Raw genomic sequence first — 20,754 nt, 5'->3', positions numbered from 1 at the left:
GGTTCAGGAGGCCAGTTGCCGCTTGTCGTAGACCGAGTCGATCAGGCCGTACTCGGCCGCGCGCGAGGCGCTCATGAAGTTGTCACGTTCGGTGTCGCGCTTGATGGTCTCGAGATCCTGGCCGGTGTGGTAGGCCAGCAGCTCGTTCAGGCGGGCCTTGATATTGAGGATTTCCTGGGCGTGGATCTCGATATCGGTGGCCTGACCCTGGAAGCCGCCCAGCGGCTGGTGGATCATCACGCGCGAGTTCGGCAGGCAGTGACGCTTGCCCTTGGCACCTGCAGCCAGCAGGAAGGCGCCCATGCTGCAGGCCTGGCCGATGCAGATGGTCGAGACGTCCGGCTTGATGAACTGCATGGTGTCGTAAATCGACATGCCGGCGGTGACGGAACCGCCCGGCGAGTTGATGTACAGATGGATATCCTTGTCCGGGTTTTCCGCTTCAAGGAACAGCAGTTGCGCGACGACGAGGTTGGCCATGTAGTCCTCTACCGGGCCAACCAGGAAGATCACACGCTCCTTCAACAGGCGCGAGTAGATGTCGTAAGCGCGTTCGCCACGGGCGGACTGCTCGATAACCATCGGGACCAGGCCGCCTGCGGCCTGGATGTCAGAGCTCTGCTGAATATAAGAATTGCGGGACATGTCCTGCGCTCACTCCCAAATAGTCATGGCTTGAATACGCACAAGCCAGCTCGAAGGCTGGCTTGTGGGGGTTTCCTACGAGAGAAGCCTGTTACTCAGCGGCGGCTGGAGCCTGTGCTGGTTTAACGGCATCTTCGTACGAGACCGACTTGTCGGTCACAGTCGCTTTCTGCAGAACAGTATCTACAACTTGTTCTTCCAGCACAACCGAACGGACTTCGTTCAGTTGCTGGTCGTTCTTGTAGTACCAGGCGATGACCTGCTCAGGCTCTTGGTAAGCCGAAGCCATTTCTTCGATCATTTCGCGAACCTTGCCTTCGTCCGGCTTCAGCTCGAACTGCTTGACCACTTCGGCCACGATCAGGCCCAGGACCACACGGCGCTTGGCTTGTTCTTCGAACAGCTCGGCCGGCAGTTGCTCAGGCTTGATGTTGCCACCGAACTGCTGAACAGCCTGCACGCGCAGACGGTTGACTTCGTTTTCCAGCAGGGCCTTCGGCACTTCGATCGGGTTGGCAGCCAGCAGACCGTCCATGACCTGGTTCTTCACCTTGGCCTTGATGGCCTGGCGCAGCTCACGCTCCATGTTCTTGCGAACTTCGGTGCGGAAGCCTTCCAGGGTCGATTCCTTGATGCCGAACTGGGCGAAGAACTCTTCGTTCAGCTCTGGCAGCACAGGAGCAGCAACGCTGTTGACGGTGATGGTGAACTCGGCGGCTTTGCCAGCCAGGTCCAGGTTCTGGTAGTCCTCAGGGAAGGTCACGTTGACAACGCGCTCTTCGCCAGCCTTGGCGCCAACCAGGCCGTCTTCGAAGCCTGGGATCATGCGGCCGGAGCCCAGTACCAGCTGGGTGCCCTTGGCCGAACCACCGGCGAACACTTCACCGTCGACCTTGCCGACGAAGTCGATGTTGACCTGGTCGTCGTTCTGCGCGGCGCGCTCGACGGCCTCGAAGCGGGTGTTCTGCTTGCGCAGCACTTCCAGCATGTTGTCCAGGTCGGCGTCAGCCACTTCGGCGCTCAGGCGCTCGACGCTGATCGACTCGAGGCCGCCAACGGTGAACTCCGGGAACACTTCGAAGATGGCGACGAATTCCAGGTCCTTGCCCTTTTCGAAGGACTTCGGCTCTACCGCAGGGGCGCCAGCCGGGTTCAGCTTCTGCTCGACAATGGCTTCGTAGAAGGAAGCCTGGACCAGGTCACCGAAAGCCTCTTGACGGGCATCGGCTTCGAAACGCTGACGGATCACGCTCATCGGCACTTTGCCTGGGCGGAAGCCGGCAACCTTGGCGCGCTTGGCAGTCTGTTGCAGACGCTTGTTGACTTCGTTCTCGACGCGCTCGGCCGGAACGGCGATGGTCATGCGGCGCTCGAGAGCGGAAGTGTTTTCAACAGAAACTTGCATGGATATTCCTCGTTGCACAGACGTTAGCCGGCGTTAGCCCGACTCCAGAATCAAGGGCAAGCATTCTAGTGAGTCGCGCAGCAGAAGTCACCCCACTCGGGACGACGGGAAACCACGCCGGTCGATTAACTTTCAAGGCCCGCACGACATAACGCCGGGCCTGTTTCAATGGGGGCCGCACGACGCCCGGGGCGACCTGCAGCCGAAATACCTTGTCAAACAACTACCAGGAACGAATTCGCTGCCTTTATTCAGGGTCGATTTCGTTGAACTGGCAGTACTCCTCCCACTCCATCCCCAGCGCCTCAGCTACCTCGCGGTGCGTCTCCAGGCGCATGGCCTGCAGCTGCTCGGGGGTTTCGGCGATCAGTTGCAGGGCCAGCTCCCAAGGCTGGATACCCTGCTCCTCGGCCGCATCCTCGAACGCCCACTCGATCTGCTGGGCCTGCTCGCGCGCATCCAGCTCACGGATCTCTTCGAGCAGCTGCGGATTGGCCTCGGCAAAGCGCTGTAGCGCCAGGGCCTGACGGGCTTCTTTTGCGATCATCGGGCTGTTCCTCTGCCGGCCAAATGGGCCGGTGTTTCAACCGGCTGAAATCTAACAGCTTTTATTGGGATGTCACTAGAGGATTGCAAGGGCCGGGCTCGATTGATTTGCAACCCGGCGAACACTCCTACAGCGCTGCGGGAAACACGCTATCGCACAAGCGATTGCCCTGCGCTTGAATGGAGTACCTTTTTTGGTACACTTCCATGGACAGGAACGCAACAACACTAGAAGTCCGCTTCTTTCGCACCGAAGCCGGCAGTGAGCCTGTACGCGAATGGTTGACCTCACTCCCCCGCACCCACAAACACCTGATTGGAACCGAGATCAAGACAATACAAATCGGATGGCCGCTAGGCATGCCCATTGTCAGGAAGCTCGGGAAAGGCCTATGGGAGGCCAGGGTCAACCTTGAGAACACGATCGCCCGGGTTCTTTTTACCGTGGATGGAAACACCATGGTCCTGCTTCACGGCTTCATCAAGAAGAGCCAGAAAACACCAGCGCCGGACCTGGCCGCCGCCAGGCAGCGCCAAGCCGCCATAAAGAGGCACAAGCAATGACCACACATATCGGCTCCGACTTCGACGACTTCCTGGCAGGCGAGGGCCTTGCAGAGGAGGTATCCGCAGCTGCCCTGAAGCGCTTGATCGCCTGGCAGATCGCTGAGGCCATGAAAGCGCAGAAGATCAGCAAGAAGGCATTGGCCGAGCGCATGCACACCAGCCGCACTGCGGTTGACCGGGCGCTCGACCAGAACGACCCAGGCATGACACTGGCAACCCTGGCCAGCGCAGCGCGCGCCCTCGGGCATCGCGTAGAGGTGCGCCTGGTACCGGTAAACAGCCCTGCCCTCGCCTGAGCGCAGCGCCGCCAGATCAGGGCGCAAAACAAAAAGGCGCCCGATCTCACGATCAAGGCGCCTTCGAAGAATATGGGGTGGACGATGGGAATCGAACCCACGACAACTGGAATCACAATCCAGCGCTCTACCAACTGAGCTACGCCCACCATATTGCATTACAGCCTACTTGCTTGCCAAAGCTGCCTAATGGCGCACCCGGCAGGACTCGAACCTGCGACCATCCGCTTAGAAGGCGGATGCTCTATCCAGCTGAGCTACGGGCGCTTAAGCTTGAAGCCTAACCGAACGAGACCTTAACAGGTAACTGCTAAACCACTCATTCTGCCCGACTTAGCCAACCAGTGCTAGGCTGTGCCCGACAAGTGCGGCGAATCTTATAGGCGGGCCTGATAGTCGTCAACACCTTTCTCAAAAAAATTTAAATTATTTAAGGGCTTAGGGGATTTGCCCGACCACCCGCCTTTGCCCTTGGCCCATGTCGTGCGAGAATGCGCCCTCTTTAATTGTTTCCTTCTCGATGGTTAATCACGCGTCTATGACTGCACACCTAATCGATGGCAAGGCGATCGCCGCCAGCCTGCGCCAGCAGATCGCTCAACGTGTCGTGGAGCGTCGCCAGCAAGGCCTGCGTACGCCGGGCCTGGCGGTGATCCTGGTCGGCACCGACCCCGCCTCCCAAGTCTATGTCTCGCACAAGCGCAAGGACTGCGAAGAGGTCGGCTTCATTTCGCAGGCGTTCGACCTGCCCAGCGAAACCACGCAGCAGGCCCTGACCGAGCTGATCGACCGCCTCAATGACGACCCGGCCGTCGACGGTATCCTGCTGCAGTTGCCGCTGCCGGCGCACCTGGACGCCTCGCTGCTGCTCGAGCGCATCCGCCCGGACAAGGACGTGGACGGCTTCCACCCGTACAACATCGGCCGCCTGGCCCAGCGCATCCCGCTGCTGCGCCCGTGCACGCCGAAGGGCATCATGACCCTGCTGGAAAGCACCGGCCAGGACCTGTACGGCATGAACGCGGTCATCGTCGGCGCCTCCAACATCGTTGGCCGCCCGATGGCAATGGAGCTGCTGCTGGCCGGCTGCACAGTGACCGTCTGCCACCGCTTCACCAAGGACCTCCCCGGCCATGTCGGCCGCGCCGACCTGGTGGTAGTGGCCGCAGGCAAGCCGGGCCTGGTCAAGGGTGAGTGGATCAAGGAAGGTGCCATCGTCATCGACGTGGGCATCAACCGCCAGGAAGACGGCAAGCTGGTCGGCGACGTGGTCTACGAGACCGCCCTGCCGCGCGCCGGCTGGATCACGCCGGTGCCGGGCGGCGTCGGGCCGATGACCCGCGCATGCCTGCTGGAGAACACGCTGTATGCGGCGGAAGAGCTGCACAAGTAATACCGCGTGACATGAAAACGGCACCTCTGGCAGGTGCCGTTTTTTTTGCCCGCAAAATATGCACTGGGTTTACCGGCCTCTTCGCGGGCTTGCCCGCTCCCACAGGTACTGCGCCGCTCTCAAGACGCGCGGGGTACCTGTGGGAGCGGGCAAGCCCGCGAAGAAGCCGGCGCGGTATTCAGCCGGTCACTTCCTCGCCGCCTCCCACGACTTCAGCAGTTCGCTGTAACTGACCGTCTCGCCCTTGGGCTTTTCGTTGGCCAGTTTCGGCTTCGGCGCCCCGGGCTGGTCGAACCAGTACTGGGCGTCCTTCTCCGGGTTCAGCTTCGGTGCGCAGGTGGCCTGGGCGTTGGACCGCTGCAAGCGCTCCATCATCCGGTCCTGGTCGCGGGCCAGGCCGTCCAGCGCTTCCTGCGGGGTCTTCTCGCCACTGGCCACTTCGGCGATGTGGCTCCACCACAACTGCGCCAACCGCGGGTAATCCGGCACGTTGGTGCCGGTCGGTGTCCACTGTACCCGCGCCGGGCTGCGGTAGAACTCCACCAGCCCGCCCAGCTTGGGCGCCAGCTCGGTCATGGCCTGGGAGTTGATGTCCGATTCGCGAATCGGCGTGAGGCCGACGATGGTCTTTTTCAGCGACACGGTCTTGGAGGTGACGAACTGGGCGTACAGCCACGCAGCCAGGCGTTGCTTCTCGGGGGTGGACTTGAAGAAGGTCCACGAACCGGTGTCCTGGTAGCCCAGCTTCATCCCCTCCTCCCAGTACGGCCCCTTCGGCGAAGGCGCCATGCGCCACTTCGGCGTGCCGTCAGCGTTCACCACCGGCAAACCGGGCTTGGTCATGTCGGCGGTAAACGCGGTGTACCAGAAGATCTGCTGGGCGATGTTGCCCTGGGCCGGCACCGGGCCGGCTTCGGAGAAGGTCATGCCCTGGGCTTCCTTGGGCGCATAGGCACGCATCCAGTCCACGTACTTCTGCGTGGCATACACGGCGGCCGGGCCGTTGGTGTCGCCGCCACGGGTCACGCTGGACCCCACCGGGTGGCAGTCCTCCACGCGAATGCCCCATTCGTCTACCGGCAAACCATTGGGCAGGCCTTTGTCGCCGCCACCCGCCATGGAGAACCAGGCATCGGTGAAGCGCCAGCCCAGCGACGGGTCTTTCTTGCCGTAGTCCATGTGGCCATAAACGCGTTTGCCGTCGATTTCCTTGACGTCTTCGGTGAAGAACCTGGCAATGTCCTCGTAGGCCGACCAGTTCACCGGTACGCCCAGCTCGTAGCCGTACTTTTCCTTGAACCTGGCCTTCAACTCGGGCCGCTCGAACCAGTCGGCACGGAACCAGTAGAGGTTGGCGAACTGCTGGTCGGGCAGTTGGTAGACCTTGCCATCCGGCGCGGTGGTGAAGGAAATGCCGATGAAGTCCTTCAGGTCCAGGGTCGGCGAAGTGTAGTCCTTGCCTTCGTTGGCCATCAGGTCGGTGATCGATTCAACCTTGCCGTAGCGAAAGTGCGTACCGATCAGGTCGGAGTCGTTGACCCAGCCGTCATAGATGTTCTTGTCCGACTGCATCTGTGTCTGCAGCTTTTCCACCACGTCGCCTTCCTGCAACAGGTCGTGGGTCAGCTGTATACCGGTGATCTCGCTGAAGGCCTTTGCCAGCACCTTGGACTCGTATTCATGGGTGGTGATGGTTTCCGACACCACGTTGATCTTCATGCCGCGGAACGGCTCGGCAGCCTTGATGAACCACTTCAACTCGGCCAGCTGCTGTTCTGGGGTAAGGGTCGAAGGCTTGAACTCACTGCCGAGCCACTTCCTTGCCGCATCCTCGTACTGGTCGGCCCAGGCTGTGCCCTGCACGCTGGCCAGTACCAGCAACGCGGCCAGAGTCAAATGTCGCCTGTTGTACTTGTTGTCGAACATTGTGATCTCCCGTTTCAGTTATCCCACAGGGCCGCTCGCTCAGCCCCAGCGCAGCACCACCACCAGCCACGCCAGCGACAGCAGCGAGGCCACCCACAATGGCCACTCGCTGACGCCAACCACCAGCAAATGCAGGTAGGCGCTGGCCAGCAGGCCGATGAACAAGCGGTCGCCACGGCTGGTGACCAGCGGCAGGAAGCCGCGTCGCTCCACGCAGGGGCGGCGCAGTTCGAGCAGGGTCATGCCCAGCAGCAGCACGCCAACGGCGGCGAAGAACAGCGCCGTCGGCAAGGTCCAGGCCATCCACTCCATGCCTTGCCCTCCTCACACCCGGCCCAGGGCGAAGCCCTTGGCCACATGGTTGCGCACGAACCAGATCACCAGCATGCCCGGCAAGATGGTCAGTACCCCCGCCGCCGCCAACACGCCCCAATCGATGCCCGAGGCCGACACGGTACGGGTCATCACAGCGGCGATCGGTTTGGCATTCACCGAGGTCAGGGTGCGCGCCAGCAGCAGCTCGACCCAGGAGAACATGAAACAGAAAAACGCTGTCACGCCGATGCCGGAGCCAATCAGCGGGATGAAGATCTTCACGAAGAAGCGCGGGAAGCTGTAGCCGTCGATGTAGGCTGTTTCGTCGATTTCCTTCGGCACACCAGACATGAACCCTTCGAGGATCCACACCGCCAGCGGCACGTTGAACAGGCAGTGGGCCAGGGCCACGGCGATATGGGTATCGAACAGGCCGATCGACGAATACAGCTGGAAGAACGGCAGCAGGAACACCGCCGGTGGCGCCATGCGGTTGGTCAGCAGCCAGAAGAACAGGTGCCGGTCCCCGAGGAAGCGGTAACGCGAGAAGGCATATGCCGCTGGCAGCGCCACCAGCAGCGAAATCAGCGTGTTCAGGCACACGTAGTACAGCGAATTGATGTAGCCGCTGTACCAGCTGGCATCGGTGAAAATCACCCGGTAGTTGTCGAGGGTGAACGCCTGTGGCCACAGGGTCAGGCCGCCGAGGATTTCGGTGTTGCTCTTGAACGACATGTTCAGCAGCCAGTAGATCGGCACCAGCAGGAAGAAGAAGTACAGCAACAGGGCCAGCGATTTGCGCGTGCTCATGGCCTAGTCCTTGTCGGCATGGGTCATGGCTGTGTAGAACAGCCACGAAACCAGCAGGATGATCAGGAAGTACACCAGCGAGAATGCCGCCGCCGGGCCCAGGTCGAACTGCCCCACGGCCATGCGCGTGAGGGTCTGGCTGAGGAAGGTGGTGGCGTTGCCGGGCCCGCCACCGGTCAGCACGAAGGGCTCGGTATAAATCATGAAGCTGTCCATGAAGCGCAGCATCACCGCGATCAGCAGCACGTTCTTCAGCTTGGGCAACTGGATATGGCGGAACACCGCCCAGCCCGAGGCGCGGTCGATGCGCGCAGCCTGGTAGTAAACGTCGGGGATGGCGCGCAGCCCCGAATAACAGAGCAACGCCACCAGCGATGTCCAGTGCCACACGTCCATCACCAGCACGGTCAGCCAAGCGTCGAACGGGTCGCCGGCGTAGTTGTAGCTGACCCCGAGCTTGGCCAGGGTGGCGCCGAGCAGGCCGATGTCGGCCCGGCCGAAAATCTGCCAGATGGTGCCGACCACGTTCCACGGGATCAGCAACGGGATGGCCATGACGATCAGGCACACCGAGGCCATGCGCCCCTTGGTCGGCATGGTCAGGGCAATGGCGATGCCCAGCGGGATCTCGATCAGCAGCACGCAGGCGGAATAGATGAACTGGCGCAGCAGCGCATCGTGCAGCGCCGGGTCGCGCAGCACCTGGCGGTACCAGTCGGCGCCGACGAAGTAGCGGTTGGACTGGTCGAAGATGTCCTGCACCGAGTAGTTGACCACTGTCATCATCGGCACCACCGCACTGAATGCCACCAGCAGGAAGACCGGTAGCACCAGCCACCAGGCCTTGTTGTTCGGCACCTTGTTCATGGCCCGACCTCCAGCAGCACATCGTCGACGTACAGCATCAGCCACTGCGCCGGCAGGCTGACCCAGGCCTGGGCCACCGGCAGTGGGCGGTCCTCGCCCAGGCGCGCCTTGAGCGCGACACCGCCCAGTTCGAGGGTGACGATGCGGTAGGTGCCCAGGTCCTCGACGTCCAGCACCCGTGCCGGGTAGGCATCATCGAACGGGCTGTCCCACAGCTGCACGAATTCCGGGCGAATACCTACCTGCAGGCGTCCACCGCCTGTGGCCGCCAGGCGCTCTCGCAGGTGCTCCCGCAGTTGCCCGGGCAGCACCAGGTGAATATCGCCGAACGCCACCCCGTCCGCTTCGGCGCGTACCTCGATCAGGTTCATCCCCGGGCTGCCGATGAAGTAACCGACGAAGGTATGCCGCGGCCGCTCGAACAGTTCGCGCGGGGTGCCGAACTGGACGATGCGCCCGCCGTGCATCACCGCGATCTTGTCGGCGAACGTCGAGGCTTCCAACTGGTCGTGGGTGACGTAGATCATGGTGATGTTGAACTGCTCGTGAATCTGCTTGAGCTTGCGCCGCAGCTTCCACTTCAGGTGCGGGTCGATCACCGTCAGCGGCTCGTCGAACAGGATCGCCGACACATCATCGCGCACCAGGCCACGGCCCATGGAGACCTTCTGCTTTTCGTCGGCACTGAGGTTGCGCGCCTTCTTGCGCAGCACGGCCGAGAGATCGAGCACCTCGGCAATCTCCTCCACCCGGGCCTGCACCCGGGCTTCGTCCAGCCCCTGGTTGCGCAAGGGAAACGCCAGGTTGTCGAACACCGTCATGGTGTCGTACACCACCGGGAACTGGAACACCTGGGCGATGTTGCGCGCCTGTGGTGACAGCTGGTTGACCGGCTTGCCGTCGAACAGCACCTCGCCGTGGGACGGTGTCAGCAGCCCGGAAATGATGTTGAGCAAGGTCGACTTGCCGCAGCCCGACGGCCCGAGCAAGGCGTAGGCACCGCCCTGCTCCCACACATGCTCCAGCGCGTGCAGGGCATAGTCCGCCTCGCTGGCGGGCTGGCGGCTGTAGCTGTGCGCCAGTTGGCGCAGGCGGATCTCGGCCATCACCCTCTCCTTGCCTGGCGTAGCCCCGGGGCCTGCACCAGCGCCCCGGCGCTGTCGAACACGAACAGCTTGTGGGTGGGGATGAACACGCGGATCGGCGTGTCCACCTGGTATTCGTGCACCCCTGGCAGGTGCAGGATCATGCGCCAGTGCTCGTTGCGCACATGCAGGAAGGTCTCTGAACCACTGATCTCGGCCAGTTCCACCAGCACCGACAGTTCCAGGTCATCGTCGTGGGCCGGCACCAGGCTGATGTGGCTGGGCCGCACGCCAAAGCGGTATTCACCCTCGGCAAGCGGCTGCAAGTCAGCATTGCGGGCAAAATGCACGGCCTGGGCCAGGCTCACGTCGTTGCCGCTGATACGGCCAGGCACCAGGTTGATCGGCGGCTCGGAAAACAGCTCGGCAGCCAGCACGCTGCCCGGGCGCTGGTAGACCTCGGCAGTAGGCCCGCTCTGGACGATACGGCCCTCATGCACCAGGGTGGTGGTACCGCCCAGAGCCAGCGCCTCGTTGGGCTCGGTGGTGGCATACACGGCAATGCAGTGGCGTGCCGCGAACAGTTCGCGCAGTTCCTGGCGCAGGCCCTCGCGCAGTTTGTAGTCGAGGTTGACCAGTGGCTCGTCGAACAAAATCAGCGAGGCATCCTTGACCAGCGCCCGGGCCATTGCCGTGCGTTGCTGCTGGCCACCGGACAGCTCCAGCGGCAGGCGCTGCAGGTAGGCTTCGATGCGCAGCATTTCGGCGGTTTCCTGCACCCGTCGGCGAATTAGGGGCTCGGCCATGCGTGCCTGGCGCAGCGGTGACGCAATGTTCTCGTACACGCTGAGGGTCGGGTAATTGATGAACTGCTGATACACCATCGACACATTGCGCTGGCGCACCGGCACGCCAGTCACGTCCTGGCCATCCATCAGCACCCGCCCCCGGTCCGGGCGATCGAGCCCGGCCATCAGGCGCATCAGGCTGGTCTTGCCAGCCAGGGTGCGGCCCAGCAGCACGTTGAACGAGCCGGGTTCGAAACGCAGTGAGGCATCGACGATCCAGGCCTGGTTGCCGACGCTGCGGCTGACCTGTTCCAGCACCAGGGACATGGCGTGGCCTTCTTGTGGTTTTTGTCTGCCGGGCACAGCCAGTTTCGTGCCAGTTGCGCCGCGACCGTCTGGCCCGGGGCCTTGCTGGCAACACCGGCCAATCGCAGGTTCACAAGTGAACACAAGCACTGAACAACTGAACACTTGCCGGTTTGACATTGAACAACCGTGCACGACACTGAACAGCGGTCGGCCCCATGACAACAATCACACAGGACAGGCCCATGGCCGCATCCGCTTCGCCCCACGCCCAACAGATCCAGGCCTCCTGGGCTCGCTGCCGCGACCACGGCCTGCAACCCCAGCACGCCCCGGACTTCGACTGCCTGACCCGCGCCGAGCTGAACGCCCTGCTGGAGCAGCGCCAGGCCCTGCTGCGCCTGACCCGCGAAGCGGTGCTGCCGCAATATGCGCACCTGCTGGGCAATGCCAGCTACCTGGTGATGCTGGCCGATGCCAGTGGCTGCCTGCTCGACAGCTGGGGCTCGCGGCGGTTCATCGAGCCGCGCCAGCAGCATGGTTTCAGCGCCGGTGCCCACTGGCACGAGCGCGGTGTCGGCACCAATGCGCTGGGCACCGCGCTGGTCTGCGCCGAGGCGATTCACGTGGGCCAGGACGAGCACTTTCTGCGCCAGAATCGCTACATGTCCAGCGCCGCCGCGCCGCTGTTCGACGCCGAGCGGCAGCTGGTCGGGGTGCTCGATGTGGCCAGCGACGGCTACCTGCCCGCCAGTCAGACCCTGGGCCTGGTGCGCATGATGGGCCAGAGCCTGGAGAACCGCCTGATCCTCGCCAAGCACGCCGACCAGCACGCGCAACTGATCTTCAACAGCGCCTCCGACAACCTCGACAGCCCCTGGGCCGGCCTGCTGGTGTTCGATGAGCACGGGCAGGTGCTGGCCGCCAATCACCGGGCCGACACCCTGCTCGGGGGCAACCCACGGCAGCAGAACATCGCGCAACTGTTCCAGTTGCCCCTGCAACAGCTGCTCAGCCATCCCCGGCAACAGCCCTTCGCCCTGCAAGCCACCGGGCGCAACCGCTTTCATTGCCAGTGGCAGCCGCCGCGCGAGGCCCCCGGCCGACCCGCCGCCAGCAGCGCCGAGCCACGCCTGGAGAAGGCCCTGGCGCAGGCCGGCCTGCTGCTGGAAAAGGACATTCCGGTGCTGGTGCAGGGGGAAACCGGCGTAGGCAAGGAGGTATTCGTCGATACCCTGCATCGGGCCAGCAGCCGCGCCAGCCAGCCGCTGATCGCCGTCAACTGCGCGGCGATCCCGGCCGAGCTGGTGGAGTCGGAACTGTTCGGCTACGACAAGGGCGCGTTCACCGGTGCCCACCAGAAGGGCAACCCGGGGCTGATCCGCAAGGCCCACCACGGCATCCTGTTCCTCGACGAAATCGGCGACATGCCGTTGCCCACCCAGGCCCGCCTGCTGCGCGTGCTGCAGACGCGCAGTATCCAGCCATTGGGCAGCGGCGAACCGGTGGCGGTGGATATCCGCGTGGTGTCGGCGAGCAACCGCGACCTGGCCGAAGAAGTGCGCGCCGGGCGCTTTCGCCAGGACTTGTATTACCGCATCGCCGGGCTGGCGGTGGTGTTGCCGCCGCTGCGCGAGCGCAGTGATCGCCGACAGCTGATCGAGCAGGTGCATGCGCGCTACCGCGACCCCGGGCAGCCTGCGCGGCTGCCTGCGGCCATTATCGAGTTGCTCGATCGGCACCCCTGGCCGGGGAATATGCGTGAACTGGTGAGTGTGCTGCAGGTGGCGCTGGCCTTGGCGGGTAATGGGCCGGTTGGCGTCGAGCACCTGCCTGCAGGATTTCTGGCCGAATTGCAGGCCCCCGTGCTGCTTGCCACTGAGGAAGCGGACCTGCACGCGCTGGTGGAGCAAGCCAACGGCAACCTGTCGGCGGTGGCGCGCGGGCTTGGGATCAGCCGCACCACGCTGTACAAGCGGTTGCGTGAGCAGTGATGCTTGATTCCCTGGGGCCGCTTTGCGGCCCAATCGCGACACAAGGCCGCTCCTACACGAGGACCGCGTATCCCTTGTAGGAGCGGCCTTGTGTCGCGATGGGCCGCGCAGCGGCCCCCTTTACCGCCTAACCTGTCCCATGCCCTCTTCCGAACGAAGCCCAAGCGCATGGACACCAAGGACGCCAACGCCCACCCCCTCGACCGCATCGACGAAGCGATCATCGACATCCTGCGCCATGACGGCCGCATCACCTTCGAGAAGCTCTCCAGCCTCGTCCACCTCACCCCCCGCCCCTGCCTGGAGCGCGTACGCAAGCTGGAGCGCCGTGGCGTGATCCGCGGCTACGGGGCGATCATCGACCTGCAGAAGGTGGCGCCCGGGGTGTCGCTGCTGGTGCTGGTCGCCCTGTCCAACCAAAGCGGGCGGGCCGCGCAGAAGGCCTTCGAAGCCACCCTGCGCAACTGCCCGGAAGTGCACGAGTGCCAGCTGATCAGCGGCCACTTCGACTACAGCCTGCGCCTGCGCTGCCGCGACATGGAGCACTACCGGCTGCTCAGCGAAAGCTGGATGAACGACGACACCCTGCACATCGACAAGCTGGTCGCGCACCCGGTGCTGGCCGAGGTCAAGCCAATGGCTCGCTGACGCGCTATCTCGGCATGGCGCTTGGCAAGCTGATTGCAACGGTGCCCGAGGCACTGGCCAAAGCCTGATCTGATTCATGTGCGCACGCGGTTCGCCGCTGCGATTCACCTGCGAACGGCCGCACTGCGGCCCGATCAACCAGACGCACCGAATTAGAGCGAGGCAGGCTGGATCGCCCCACAACTGGTCAGACCGGTAAGGCCAAAAATCCTTGCAATGTCGGATTTTTCGCGCTTTCATGGCTTCGCGCTGAACAAACCGGTAAGACCACAATAATTAAGTCCTGCGCTCTTTCGCCCCGTGCGGCTACCGAAGCAAGGACACCGATCAGAGATCCCTCCCATGCTCAAATGGTGCTCGCGTTCGATCTTCCTTCAAGTCGTGCTCGGCCTTGCCCTCGGCATCGCCTGCGGTCTCAGCTTCCCCGACCTTTCCCTGCAACTCAAACCCCTTGGCGACGGCTTCATCAAGCTGATCAAGATGCTCATCGGCCTGATCGTGTTCTGCGTGGTGGTCAGCGGTATCTCGGGCGCCGGTGACCTGAAAAAGGTCGGGCGCATCGGCCTGAAGTCGGTGATCTACTTCGAAGTGCTGACCACCCTGGCGCTGGTGATCGGCCTGGTGTTCGCCTTCACCAGCGGCATCGGCAGCGGCGCCAACATCCACCTGGACCAACTGTCCAGCGCCGACGCCAGCAGCCTGGCCGAGCGCGGCCAGCACATCCACGGTGCCACGGCATTCTTCATGGACCTGATCCCCACCTCGGTGATCGGCGCCTTCGCCGACAACAACATCCTCCAGGTGCTGCTGTTCTCGGTACTGTTCGGTAGCGCGCTGAACCTGGTAGGTGACTCGGCAGCCGGCATCTCGCGGCTGATCAACGAACTGAGCCACGTGATCTTCCGCATCATGGGCATGATCGTGCGCCTGGCACCGATCGGCGTGTTCGGTGCCATCGCCTTCACCACCAGCAAGTACGGCCTGGAATCGCTGCAACACCTGGGCGGGCTGGTGGCGCTGTTCTACCTGACCTGTGCCGGCTTCGTACTGATCGTGCTGGGCACGGTCATGCGCCTGTCGGGCCTGAAGCTGCTGCCACTGATCAAGTACCTGCGTGAAGAGCTGACCATCGTGCTGGGCACCGCCTCGTCCGATGCCGTACTGCCACAGATCATGCGCAAGCTCGAGCACCTGGGCATCGGCAGCTCCACCGTCGGCCTGGTGATCCCCACCGGCTATTCGTTCAACCTCGATGGTTTCTCCATCTACCTGACCCTGGCCATCGTGTTCATTGCCAACGCCACCGGCACGCCACTGGCAATGACCGACCTGCTGACCATCCTGCTGGTGTCGCTGGTGACTTCCAAGGGCGCTCACGGCATCCCAGGCTCGGCGCTGGTGATCCTTGCCGCTACCCTGACCGCCGTGCCGGCGATCCCGGTGGTCGGCCTGGTACTGGTACTGGCGGTGGACTGGTTCATGGGCATCGGCCGGGCGCTGACCAACCTGATCGGCAACTGCGTGGCCACCGTGGCCATCGCCCGCTGGGAGAAGGACATCGACCTGGAACGCGCGCACAACGTGCTCGACGGCAAACCCGGCTTCGCCCCCACGCCACGCAAGCAGCCCACCCCCCATCAACAGGAATTCTGAGCGAACGTGGCCGGCACTGATGCCGGCCCTTCCAGGAGCGAACCGTGATCAGCTCATCTACCGTCGTCAACTCAGTGGTGGAAAAACTGCGCCAGGCCCTCGCCCGAGGCCAATGGCGTACCGGCGACATGCTGCCAGGCCAGCGCGAGCTGGCCGAACAACTGGGTATCAGCCGCCCCAGCCTGCGCGAAGCGGTGACCGTGCTGGAAACCCTGGGCCTGGTGCGTTCGCTGCCGGGCAAGGGCGTGCTGGTGCTGGATGCCGATGCCGCCGCCCAGGAACCGGGCGTGGACACCAGCGCCGCAGCCAGCCTGGCCGACGTGCTGGAGCTGCGCTACACCCTTGAGCCTTTCATCGTCGGCCTGGTGGCGCAGTCGGCCAACAGCCAGGACATCGGCCAGCTGCGCCTGACCCTGATGGACATGCGTGAAGCGCTGGAGGCCGATGACAGCGAAGCCGGCGTCAGGGCCTACATCGCTTTCCATGAAGCGCTGTTCGCCCTGACCACCAACCCGATCTTCCAGAGCGTGGTGCAACAGACCGGCAATGCCCTCAAGCAGAGCGCCGACATGCTGCGCAATTCGCCAGAGCACCTGGCCGCGCGGCTGAAGGAAAACGAAGCGGTGGTGCGCGCCATACGTGAGCGCAGCAGCGCCCAGGCCAGTGCCCAGATGCGCCAGCACATCCTGGCCGAAGGGTTGCGCATGGGCATCCCGTTGAACATCCCGGACGAACACCCGCATCAATGACCCCAGGAGAGCGACCATGAACGCCGCCCCTCACTTGCCGGCCCTGCTCGCGGCCGGCGAAACCCGCCTGTCGGCCGAGCAGATCTACCCGCGGCTGTTCGATGCCATTCTCGAACAGCGCCTGCCACCTGGCAGCCTGTTGCCCGAACAGGCGCTGGGCCATGCCTTTGGCGTCAGCCGTACAGTGATCCGCCGCGTGCTCGGGCGCCTGTCCGACCAGCAGGTGGTGGTGCAGCGCCCCAGCCACACTGCGCATCTGGCCGCGCCCGACCCGGAGCAGGCCCGCCAGGTGCTCAGCGCCCGGCGCCTGGCCGAAACCACGCTGATCACCCTGGCCGCGCAACGCGCCCGGCCGGTACAGATTCGCCAGCTGCGACAACTGGTGGAGCGCGAGCGCCAGCACCATGAGAACGGCGAGCGTTGTGCGGCGATCCGCCTGGGCGGCGAGTTTCACCTGAAACTGGCGCAGGTGGCCGCCAATGCGCCACTGGCACGGTTCCTCAACGGCCTGGTGCCGATGACCTCGCTGATCATCGCCCGCTACGAGTCGCCATGCTGCGACCACTGCGCGTGGCAGGAACATGCGGCGATCATCGATGCCGTGGAGCACGGCGATGCCGAGGCAGCGCTGGGGCTGATGCACCAGCATCTCGACCGCCTGGAAGAAAAGCTCGACCTGGAATGACCGATTCAAGCTGACGCCCCCCTTGTAGGAGCGGCCTTGTGTCGCGATGGGGCGCGAAGCGGCCCCAGGATTTCAGCTGTGCAGCAGAAATTGCCGGGGCCGCTTTGCGGCCCTTTCGCGACACAAGGCCGCTCCTACATGGATCGCGTTGGCCGGGCGATGGCTGATGGGCTGCACGGCAGCCCTTCACTCCCCGCCCTATACTCCGAGAACCACCCCAGCCTCTATCAGGGAGGCGGTTGCGTGAGCACTCGAGTCCTCCTGCTGCTGTGCCTGCTGCTGGCCCTGGCCGGCTGCGCAGGCAAGCCGCCACCTGTCCCGCCACCACCGGTGGTGCTCACCCCCGCCGCCTGGCAACGCATCGACCAGGAACTGATCGAAGCCTCGGTCGGCGCCGCCAGCTCGGCCAACGACTATGCCCGGCGCTCCATGCGAGTGTGGAAAGAACAGGTGCAGCAGCGCACCGAAAGCGACTTCATCCCCTGGTTCACCGGCTACTGGACCCAGCAGTGGCTGACCCTCAAGGTGGCCTGGTACAAGATCGACAGTGGTGAAGGCCGGGAGCCGGCGGAAAAGCGCCTGGCGCTGTACCTGCAGGAGCAGTACCACAAGCGGGTGATCGAACCGGTGGCGGAGCAGATCAACCCCGAAGGCATCCGCGACCGTGCCAGCGAGCTGTACCTGCAACTGCTCGGCCAGCAGCTGCCGGCCATCATCAGCCGCTACAACGCGCCCCCCGAGCAGTTCAGCCAGCGCCTCAACCGCATTCCCGCCATCGCCCTGGGGCCGCCGGATGCGCGCAATGCCAGCCTGTACCAACTGCTACGGGCCAAGTCGCTGGCCCAGCAACCGGCCTGGCAAGCCATGCGCCAGCACCTGCACCAGCAGGCCAGCAAAGGCCCCGGCAAGACCGATGTCGGGCTGAACTCGGTGGCCAACCAGGCCAGCGAAAAGCTCGGCGCCACCCTGGCCCCGCGCGGCATCGCCAGTGCCGTGGCGTCGGCGGTGGGCAAGGTGGCGGGGGCGATGATTTCGATTGCGGCAGCCGGTTACGGGATGATGACCCATGACCGCGAACACCCGCAGATGGTCGAGCAGTTGCGGGTGATCCTCAACGTGGCGTTGAACCAGGAATGGCAGGAGCTGATGGAGAACCGCCAGAGCGGGGCCATGTCGGGGGTGTACTACCTGTCGGGGCAGGTCGAGGACAGCTTGCTGGCCAGTGCGCCGCGGCCGGCGGAACAACCGGTCGAGCAGCAGGTGAAGCAGCAACAGGAGCCTTTGATCATTCGCCTGCCGCCTTAGTGGTTGACTGTTCCGACCTCTTCGCAGCACAAGGCTGCTCCTACAGGGACCGCACCCGCCTGAAGATTGTGCGGTCGCTGTAGGAGCAGCCTTGTGCTGCGAAAAGGCCGGAACAGGTTGAATCAGGCTGCTGCCAAGGCCGAGCTGGGCAAGCCAAAGATCCGGTCGAACGCCCAGTTATAGGCAAAGGTGTAGCACGGCACCAGCACGATGAACGCCATGTCCACCAGCAGCGCCTCCAGCAATGTCATGTCCAGCCACCAGGCAATCAGCGGGATCAGGTACACCACCAGGGTCAGCTGGAAGCCGATGGCATGCACCACCCGCCGTGCCACGCTGCGCCCGCGCTTGGCCTGGCGGCTTTCCCACCACTCGAACAGGGTGTTGTAGATCAGGTTCCAGAGCATGGCGATGGTGGTGATCATCACCGCCAGAGGCCCGGTATGCGACGCTTGGGTGTCCGACAGGTAGGCCAGTCCGAGGGTCGACATGCACAGCCCGATCAGTTCATAGAAAGTCACGTAGACCAGTTTGCGTTTGAGTCCCTGCACCCGGGGTTACCTCCAATGACAAAAGCGATGGGGCGCGATCATGCTTCATCATGCTTGACAGCAAAAGTCAGCAGCTGTCAGATCTACTGACAGGAGGCTGCCATGAACTTTTCCAGCGACAATATCCAGCTGTTTCTCGCCGTGCTCGACCGCGGTTCGTTTTCCGCCGCCGCGCGCGCCCTGCAGCGGGTGCCTTCGGCCGTGAGCATGGCCATCGGCAACCTCGAGGCCGAACTGGGCTACACCCTGTTCGAGCGCGGCCCGCGGGAAGTCCGCCCGACCGCCCAGGCCATGGCGCTGGAACCCCATGCCCGGCTGATCGCCGAGCAGCTGGGGCTGCTGCAGGTGCATGCCCTGGAGCTGTCCCAGGGGCTGGAGAGCAGCCTGACCCTGGCGGTGGTGCCGGACATCGACCACCGCCCGCTGCTGACGGCCATCGCTCGCCTGGGTGAGCGGCACCCGCTGCTGGACATCGCCTTGCTCAGCGCCCCGCAGGAAGAGGCCGTGCACCTGCTGGACAGCGGCCGCGCCGACCTCTGCGTGGCCTTTGCCGGGCTGCAGGTAGATGCCCGGCGCGGCTTCCAGCACATCGGCATGGAGTCGCTGGTGGCCACCCTGTCGCCCGCCCACCCGGCCCTGCGCGAGGGGCGTATCCACTACCTCGAAGACCTGACACGGGTGCGCCAGATCCTGGTGCGCAGCCGTGACCTGCCGCTGGCCGACCCACGCCCGTTGATAGGCGCCACGCACTGGTCAACCGACAGCTTCGACCTCGCCCTGCAGATGGTGGAGGCCGGCCTGGGCTGGGGCGACCTGCCGCTGTCGCGGGTCGCGCCACTGCTGGCCAGCGGGCGCCTGGTGCGCCTGGATTTTCGCAACACCCGCAACGAGCTGCAGTTGCCGGTACACATCTTCTGGCGCAAGCAACAACCGTTGCAGCAGGCTGCACGCCTGTTGATCGAGCAGTTGTGTAGCCAGTGAATGCCGTCCGTCGAAATGACCGTAAGAAATTTCTGTAAGCACTTCAATCTTTTACCCCTTGAGCCGATATCCCGAACGATAGGTTGCGCAATGCGTCATGAGCGTGCTGCGCCCTCCCCTCATTGGCCCAAGGTCTCGAAACATGAACCTGAAATTTCGCCACAAGATCCTGCTCAGCGCCTGCGGCGTCGTAGTCCTGGCATTTGCCCTGTTCACGCTCTACAACGACTACCTGCAACGCAACACCATTCGCCAGAACATCGAAGCTTCGGTGCAGCAGTCCGGCGCACTGACCGCCAGCAGCGTGCAGAACTGGATGAGCGGGCGCATCCTGGTCCTGGAAAACCTGGCCCAGGACATCGCCCAGCAAGGTGCCGGCGACACCCTGGCCGGGCTGATCGAGCAGCCGTCCTATACGCGCAATTTCCTGTTCACCTACCTGGGCCAGGCCAACGGTGTGTTCACCCAGCGCCCCGATACGCAGATGCCGGCCGGTTACGACCCACGTCAGCGCCCTTGGTACGGCGCCGCGGCCAGCGCCGGGCAGACCGTGCTGACTGCCCCGTACCAGGGTGCTGTCGGCGGCCTGATGGTCACCATCGCCACGCCGGTGAAAAGCAAGGGCAATGGCGAGCTGATCGGTGTGGTCGGCGGTGACGTCACCCTCGACACCCTGGTCGAGATCATCAACTCGGTCGATTTCGGCGGCATCGGCCACGCCTTCCTGGCCGACAGCAATGGCCAGGTGATCGTCAGCCCCGACAAAGACCAGGTGATGAAAAACCTCAAGGACATCTACCCCGGCAGCAACCTGCAAGTCGCCGCCGGCATGCAGGATGTCACCCTCAATGGCCAGGACCGCATCATCTCCTTCGCCCCGGTGGCCGGCCTGCCTTCGGCACAGTGGTACATCGGCCTGTCGATCGACAAGGACAAGGCCTACGCCGCGCTCAGCCAGTTCCGCACCTCGGCGATCATCGCCATGCTGATCGCCGTGGCGGCCATCGCCGGCCTGCTCGGCCTGCTGATCCCGGTGCTGATGAGCCCGCTGACCACCATGGGCCGCGCCATGCGCGACATCGCCGAGGGCGAAGGTGACCTCACCCGCCGCCTGACCGTGCAGAACAAGGACGAGTTCGGCGAACTGGCCACTTCGTTCAACCGCTTCGTCGAGCGCATCCATGCCTCGATCAGCGAAGTGTCCTCGGCAACCCGCCTGGTGCACGACCTGTCGGAAAA

Annotated in this window: 20 protein-coding genes, 2 tRNA genes and 1 pseudogene; 11 read left to right on the top strand and 12 right to left on the bottom strand. The window is 63.8% G+C overall.

All coding sequences use genetic code 11. The features are described 5' to 3' along the window. Window positions 1-3: 3 nt before the first annotated feature. From clpP to ACGLHT_RS18085, 3 genes are all read right to left on the bottom strand, one after another. Window positions 4-645 (bottom strand): ATP-dependent Clp endopeptidase proteolytic subunit ClpP, encoded by a 642-nt coding sequence (gene clpP, locus ACGLHT_RS18095; RefSeq protein ID WP_003259400.1) that lies wholly within the window; start codon window positions 643-645, stop codon window positions 4-6. A gap of 91 nt (window positions 646-736) precedes the next feature. Next, window positions 737-2,050 carry a trigger factor gene (gene tig, locus ACGLHT_RS18090; RefSeq protein ID WP_015269696.1) on the bottom strand — a complete coding sequence of 438 codons (1,314 nt, stop codon included), beginning with the start codon at window positions 2,048-2,050 and terminating at the stop codon, window positions 737-739. 247 nt (window positions 2,051-2,297) lie between these two features. Continuing rightward, window positions 2,298-2,597, bottom strand: a complete 300-nt coding sequence (locus tag ACGLHT_RS18085) for a DUF6388 family protein (RefSeq protein WP_025338418.1) — start codon at window positions 2,595-2,597, stop codon at window positions 2,298-2,300. A 206-nt stretch (window positions 2,598-2,803) separates the two neighbouring features. Here ACGLHT_RS18085 and ACGLHT_RS18080 point away from each other — a divergent pair, with 206 nt between their 5' ends. Together ACGLHT_RS18080 and ACGLHT_RS18075 are read left to right on the top strand one after the other, a co-directional pair. Further along, a complete protein-coding gene (locus ACGLHT_RS18080; protein ID WP_025338417.1) occupies window positions 2,804-3,160 on the top strand; it encodes a type II toxin-antitoxin system RelE/ParE family toxin in 357 nt (118 codons plus the stop codon). Further along, window positions 3,157-3,459, top strand: a complete 303-nt coding sequence (locus ACGLHT_RS18075; protein ID WP_137163459.1) for an XRE family transcriptional regulator — start codon at window positions 3,157-3,159, stop codon at window positions 3,457-3,459. Before ACGLHT_RS18080 ends, ACGLHT_RS18075 begins: the two co-directional genes overlap by 4 nt. A gap of 73 nt (window positions 3,460-3,532) precedes the next feature. On the opposite strand, the gene ACGLHT_RS18070 is transcribed toward ACGLHT_RS18075, so the two are convergent. Both ACGLHT_RS18070 and ACGLHT_RS18065 read right to left on the bottom strand, forming a co-directional pair. Next, a tRNA-His gene (locus ACGLHT_RS18070) sits at window positions 3,533-3,608 on the bottom strand. Window positions 3,609-3,649: 41 nt separating this feature from the next. Then, a tRNA-Arg gene (locus ACGLHT_RS18065) sits at window positions 3,650-3,726 on the bottom strand. A gap of 271 nt (window positions 3,727-3,997) precedes the next feature. Here ACGLHT_RS18065 and folD point away from each other — a divergent pair. Beyond that, a complete protein-coding gene (gene folD, locus ACGLHT_RS18060; RefSeq protein WP_025338415.1) occupies window positions 3,998-4,852 on the top strand; it encodes a bifunctional methylenetetrahydrofolate dehydrogenase/methenyltetrahydrofolate cyclohydrolase FolD in 855 nt (284 codons plus the stop codon). Window positions 4,853-5,038: 186 nt separating this feature from the next. Here the strand turns inward: folD and ACGLHT_RS18055 are convergent, their stop codons facing one another. Genes ACGLHT_RS18055 through ACGLHT_RS18030 form a run of 6 tightly spaced genes read right to left on the bottom strand, consistent with a single transcriptional unit; the run spans window position 5,039 to window position 10,970 of the window. After that, window positions 5,039-6,778, bottom strand: coding sequence for an ABC transporter substrate-binding protein (locus tag ACGLHT_RS18055; RefSeq protein ID WP_137163458.1), 1,740 nt, complete (start codon window positions 6,776-6,778; stop codon window positions 5,039-5,041). Window positions 6,779-6,817: 39 nt separating this feature from the next. Continuing rightward, a complete protein-coding gene (locus ACGLHT_RS18050; RefSeq protein ID WP_013971877.1) occupies window positions 6,818-7,090 on the bottom strand; it encodes a DUF2160 domain-containing protein in 273 nt (90 codons plus the stop codon). Between the two features lie 12 nt (window positions 7,091-7,102). Further along, window positions 7,103-7,903 (bottom strand): carbohydrate ABC transporter permease, encoded by an 801-nt coding sequence (locus ACGLHT_RS18045; protein WP_013971876.1) that lies wholly within the window; start codon window positions 7,901-7,903, stop codon window positions 7,103-7,105. Between the two features lie 3 nt (window positions 7,904-7,906). Further along, window positions 7,907-8,770, bottom strand: a complete 864-nt coding sequence (locus ACGLHT_RS18040) for a carbohydrate ABC transporter permease (protein WP_013971875.1) — start codon at window positions 8,768-8,770, stop codon at window positions 7,907-7,909. Further along, window positions 8,767-9,876 carry an ABC transporter ATP-binding protein gene (locus tag ACGLHT_RS18035; RefSeq protein ID WP_137163457.1) on the bottom strand — a complete coding sequence of 370 codons (1,110 nt, stop codon included), beginning with the start codon at window positions 9,874-9,876 and terminating at the stop codon, window positions 8,767-8,769. Before ACGLHT_RS18035 ends, ACGLHT_RS18040 begins: the two co-directional genes overlap by 4 nt. Next, a complete protein-coding gene (locus tag ACGLHT_RS18030) occupies window positions 9,876-10,970 on the bottom strand; it encodes an ABC transporter ATP-binding protein (protein WP_274078729.1) in 1,095 nt (364 codons plus the stop codon). The genes ACGLHT_RS18035 and ACGLHT_RS18030 overlap by 1 nt, the downstream gene beginning before the upstream one ends. A 224-nt stretch (window positions 10,971-11,194) precedes the next feature. Here ACGLHT_RS18030 and ACGLHT_RS18025 point away from each other — a divergent pair, with 224 nt between their 5' ends. From ACGLHT_RS18025 to ACGLHT_RS18000, 6 genes are all read left to right on the top strand, one after another. Then, window positions 11,195-12,943 (top strand): sigma-54-dependent Fis family transcriptional regulator, encoded by a 1,749-nt coding sequence (locus ACGLHT_RS18025; protein ID WP_137163455.1) that lies wholly within the window; start codon window positions 11,195-11,197, stop codon window positions 12,941-12,943. A gap of 168 nt (window positions 12,944-13,111) precedes the next feature. Then, on the top strand, window positions 13,112-13,591 hold the full coding sequence (locus ACGLHT_RS18020; protein WP_025338409.1) for an Lrp/AsnC family transcriptional regulator: 480 nt from the start codon (window positions 13,112-13,114) through the stop codon (window positions 13,589-13,591). A gap of 342 nt (window positions 13,592-13,933) precedes the next feature. Next, entirely contained in the window at window positions 13,934-15,244 is a 1,311-nt protein-coding gene (locus ACGLHT_RS18015) for a C4-dicarboxylate transporter DctA (RefSeq protein WP_108480307.1), read from the top strand. Between the two features lie 44 nt (window positions 15,245-15,288). After that, window positions 15,289-15,993, top strand: a complete 705-nt coding sequence (locus tag ACGLHT_RS18010) for a FadR/GntR family transcriptional regulator (protein ID WP_274120476.1) — start codon at window positions 15,289-15,291, stop codon at window positions 15,991-15,993. Window positions 15,994-16,009: 16 nt separating this feature from the next. Continuing rightward, the gene (locus ACGLHT_RS18005; RefSeq protein ID WP_137163452.1) at window positions 16,010-16,678 is read left to right on the top strand and encodes a GntR family transcriptional regulator; all 669 of its coding nucleotides are present in this window, start codon (window positions 16,010-16,012) and stop codon (window positions 16,676-16,678) included. A 243-nt stretch (window positions 16,679-16,921) separates the two neighbouring features. Beyond that, window positions 16,922-17,983, top strand: a complete 1,062-nt coding sequence (locus ACGLHT_RS18000) for a hypothetical protein (RefSeq protein ID WP_025338406.1) — start codon at window positions 16,922-16,924, stop codon at window positions 17,981-17,983. Between the two features lie 122 nt (window positions 17,984-18,105). Here ACGLHT_RS18000 and ACGLHT_RS17995 read toward each other — a convergent pair whose 3' ends face one another. Beyond that, on the bottom strand, window positions 18,106-18,534 hold the full coding sequence (locus ACGLHT_RS17995; RefSeq protein ID WP_137163451.1) for a PACE efflux transporter: 429 nt from the start codon (window positions 18,532-18,534) through the stop codon (window positions 18,106-18,108). Between the two features lie 102 nt (window positions 18,535-18,636). On the opposite strand from ACGLHT_RS17995, the gene ACGLHT_RS17990 reads away from it, so the two are divergent. Together ACGLHT_RS17990 and mcpA are read left to right on the top strand one after the other, a co-directional pair. Further along, complete coding sequence (locus ACGLHT_RS17990) at window positions 18,637-19,515, top strand: LysR family transcriptional regulator (RefSeq protein WP_137163450.1); 879 nt, start codon at window positions 18,637-18,639, stop codon at window positions 19,513-19,515. 97 nt (window positions 19,516-19,612) lie between these two features. Next, a pseudogene (mcpA, locus tag ACGLHT_RS17985) lies at window positions 19,613-20,689 on the top strand (methyl-accepting chemotaxis protein McpA); the annotation flags it as partial. Between the last annotated feature and the right edge of the window lie 65 nt (window positions 20,690-20,754).

Source organism: Pseudomonas sp. PsB (genome assembly GCF_043658375.1).
GTDB classification, from domain to species: Bacteria; Pseudomonadota; Gammaproteobacteria; order Pseudomonadales; family Pseudomonadaceae; genus Aquipseudomonas; species Aquipseudomonas putida_Z.
Note: the sequence above shows the minus strand (reverse complement) of the source record. Positions and strands in the feature narration are given on the sequence as shown.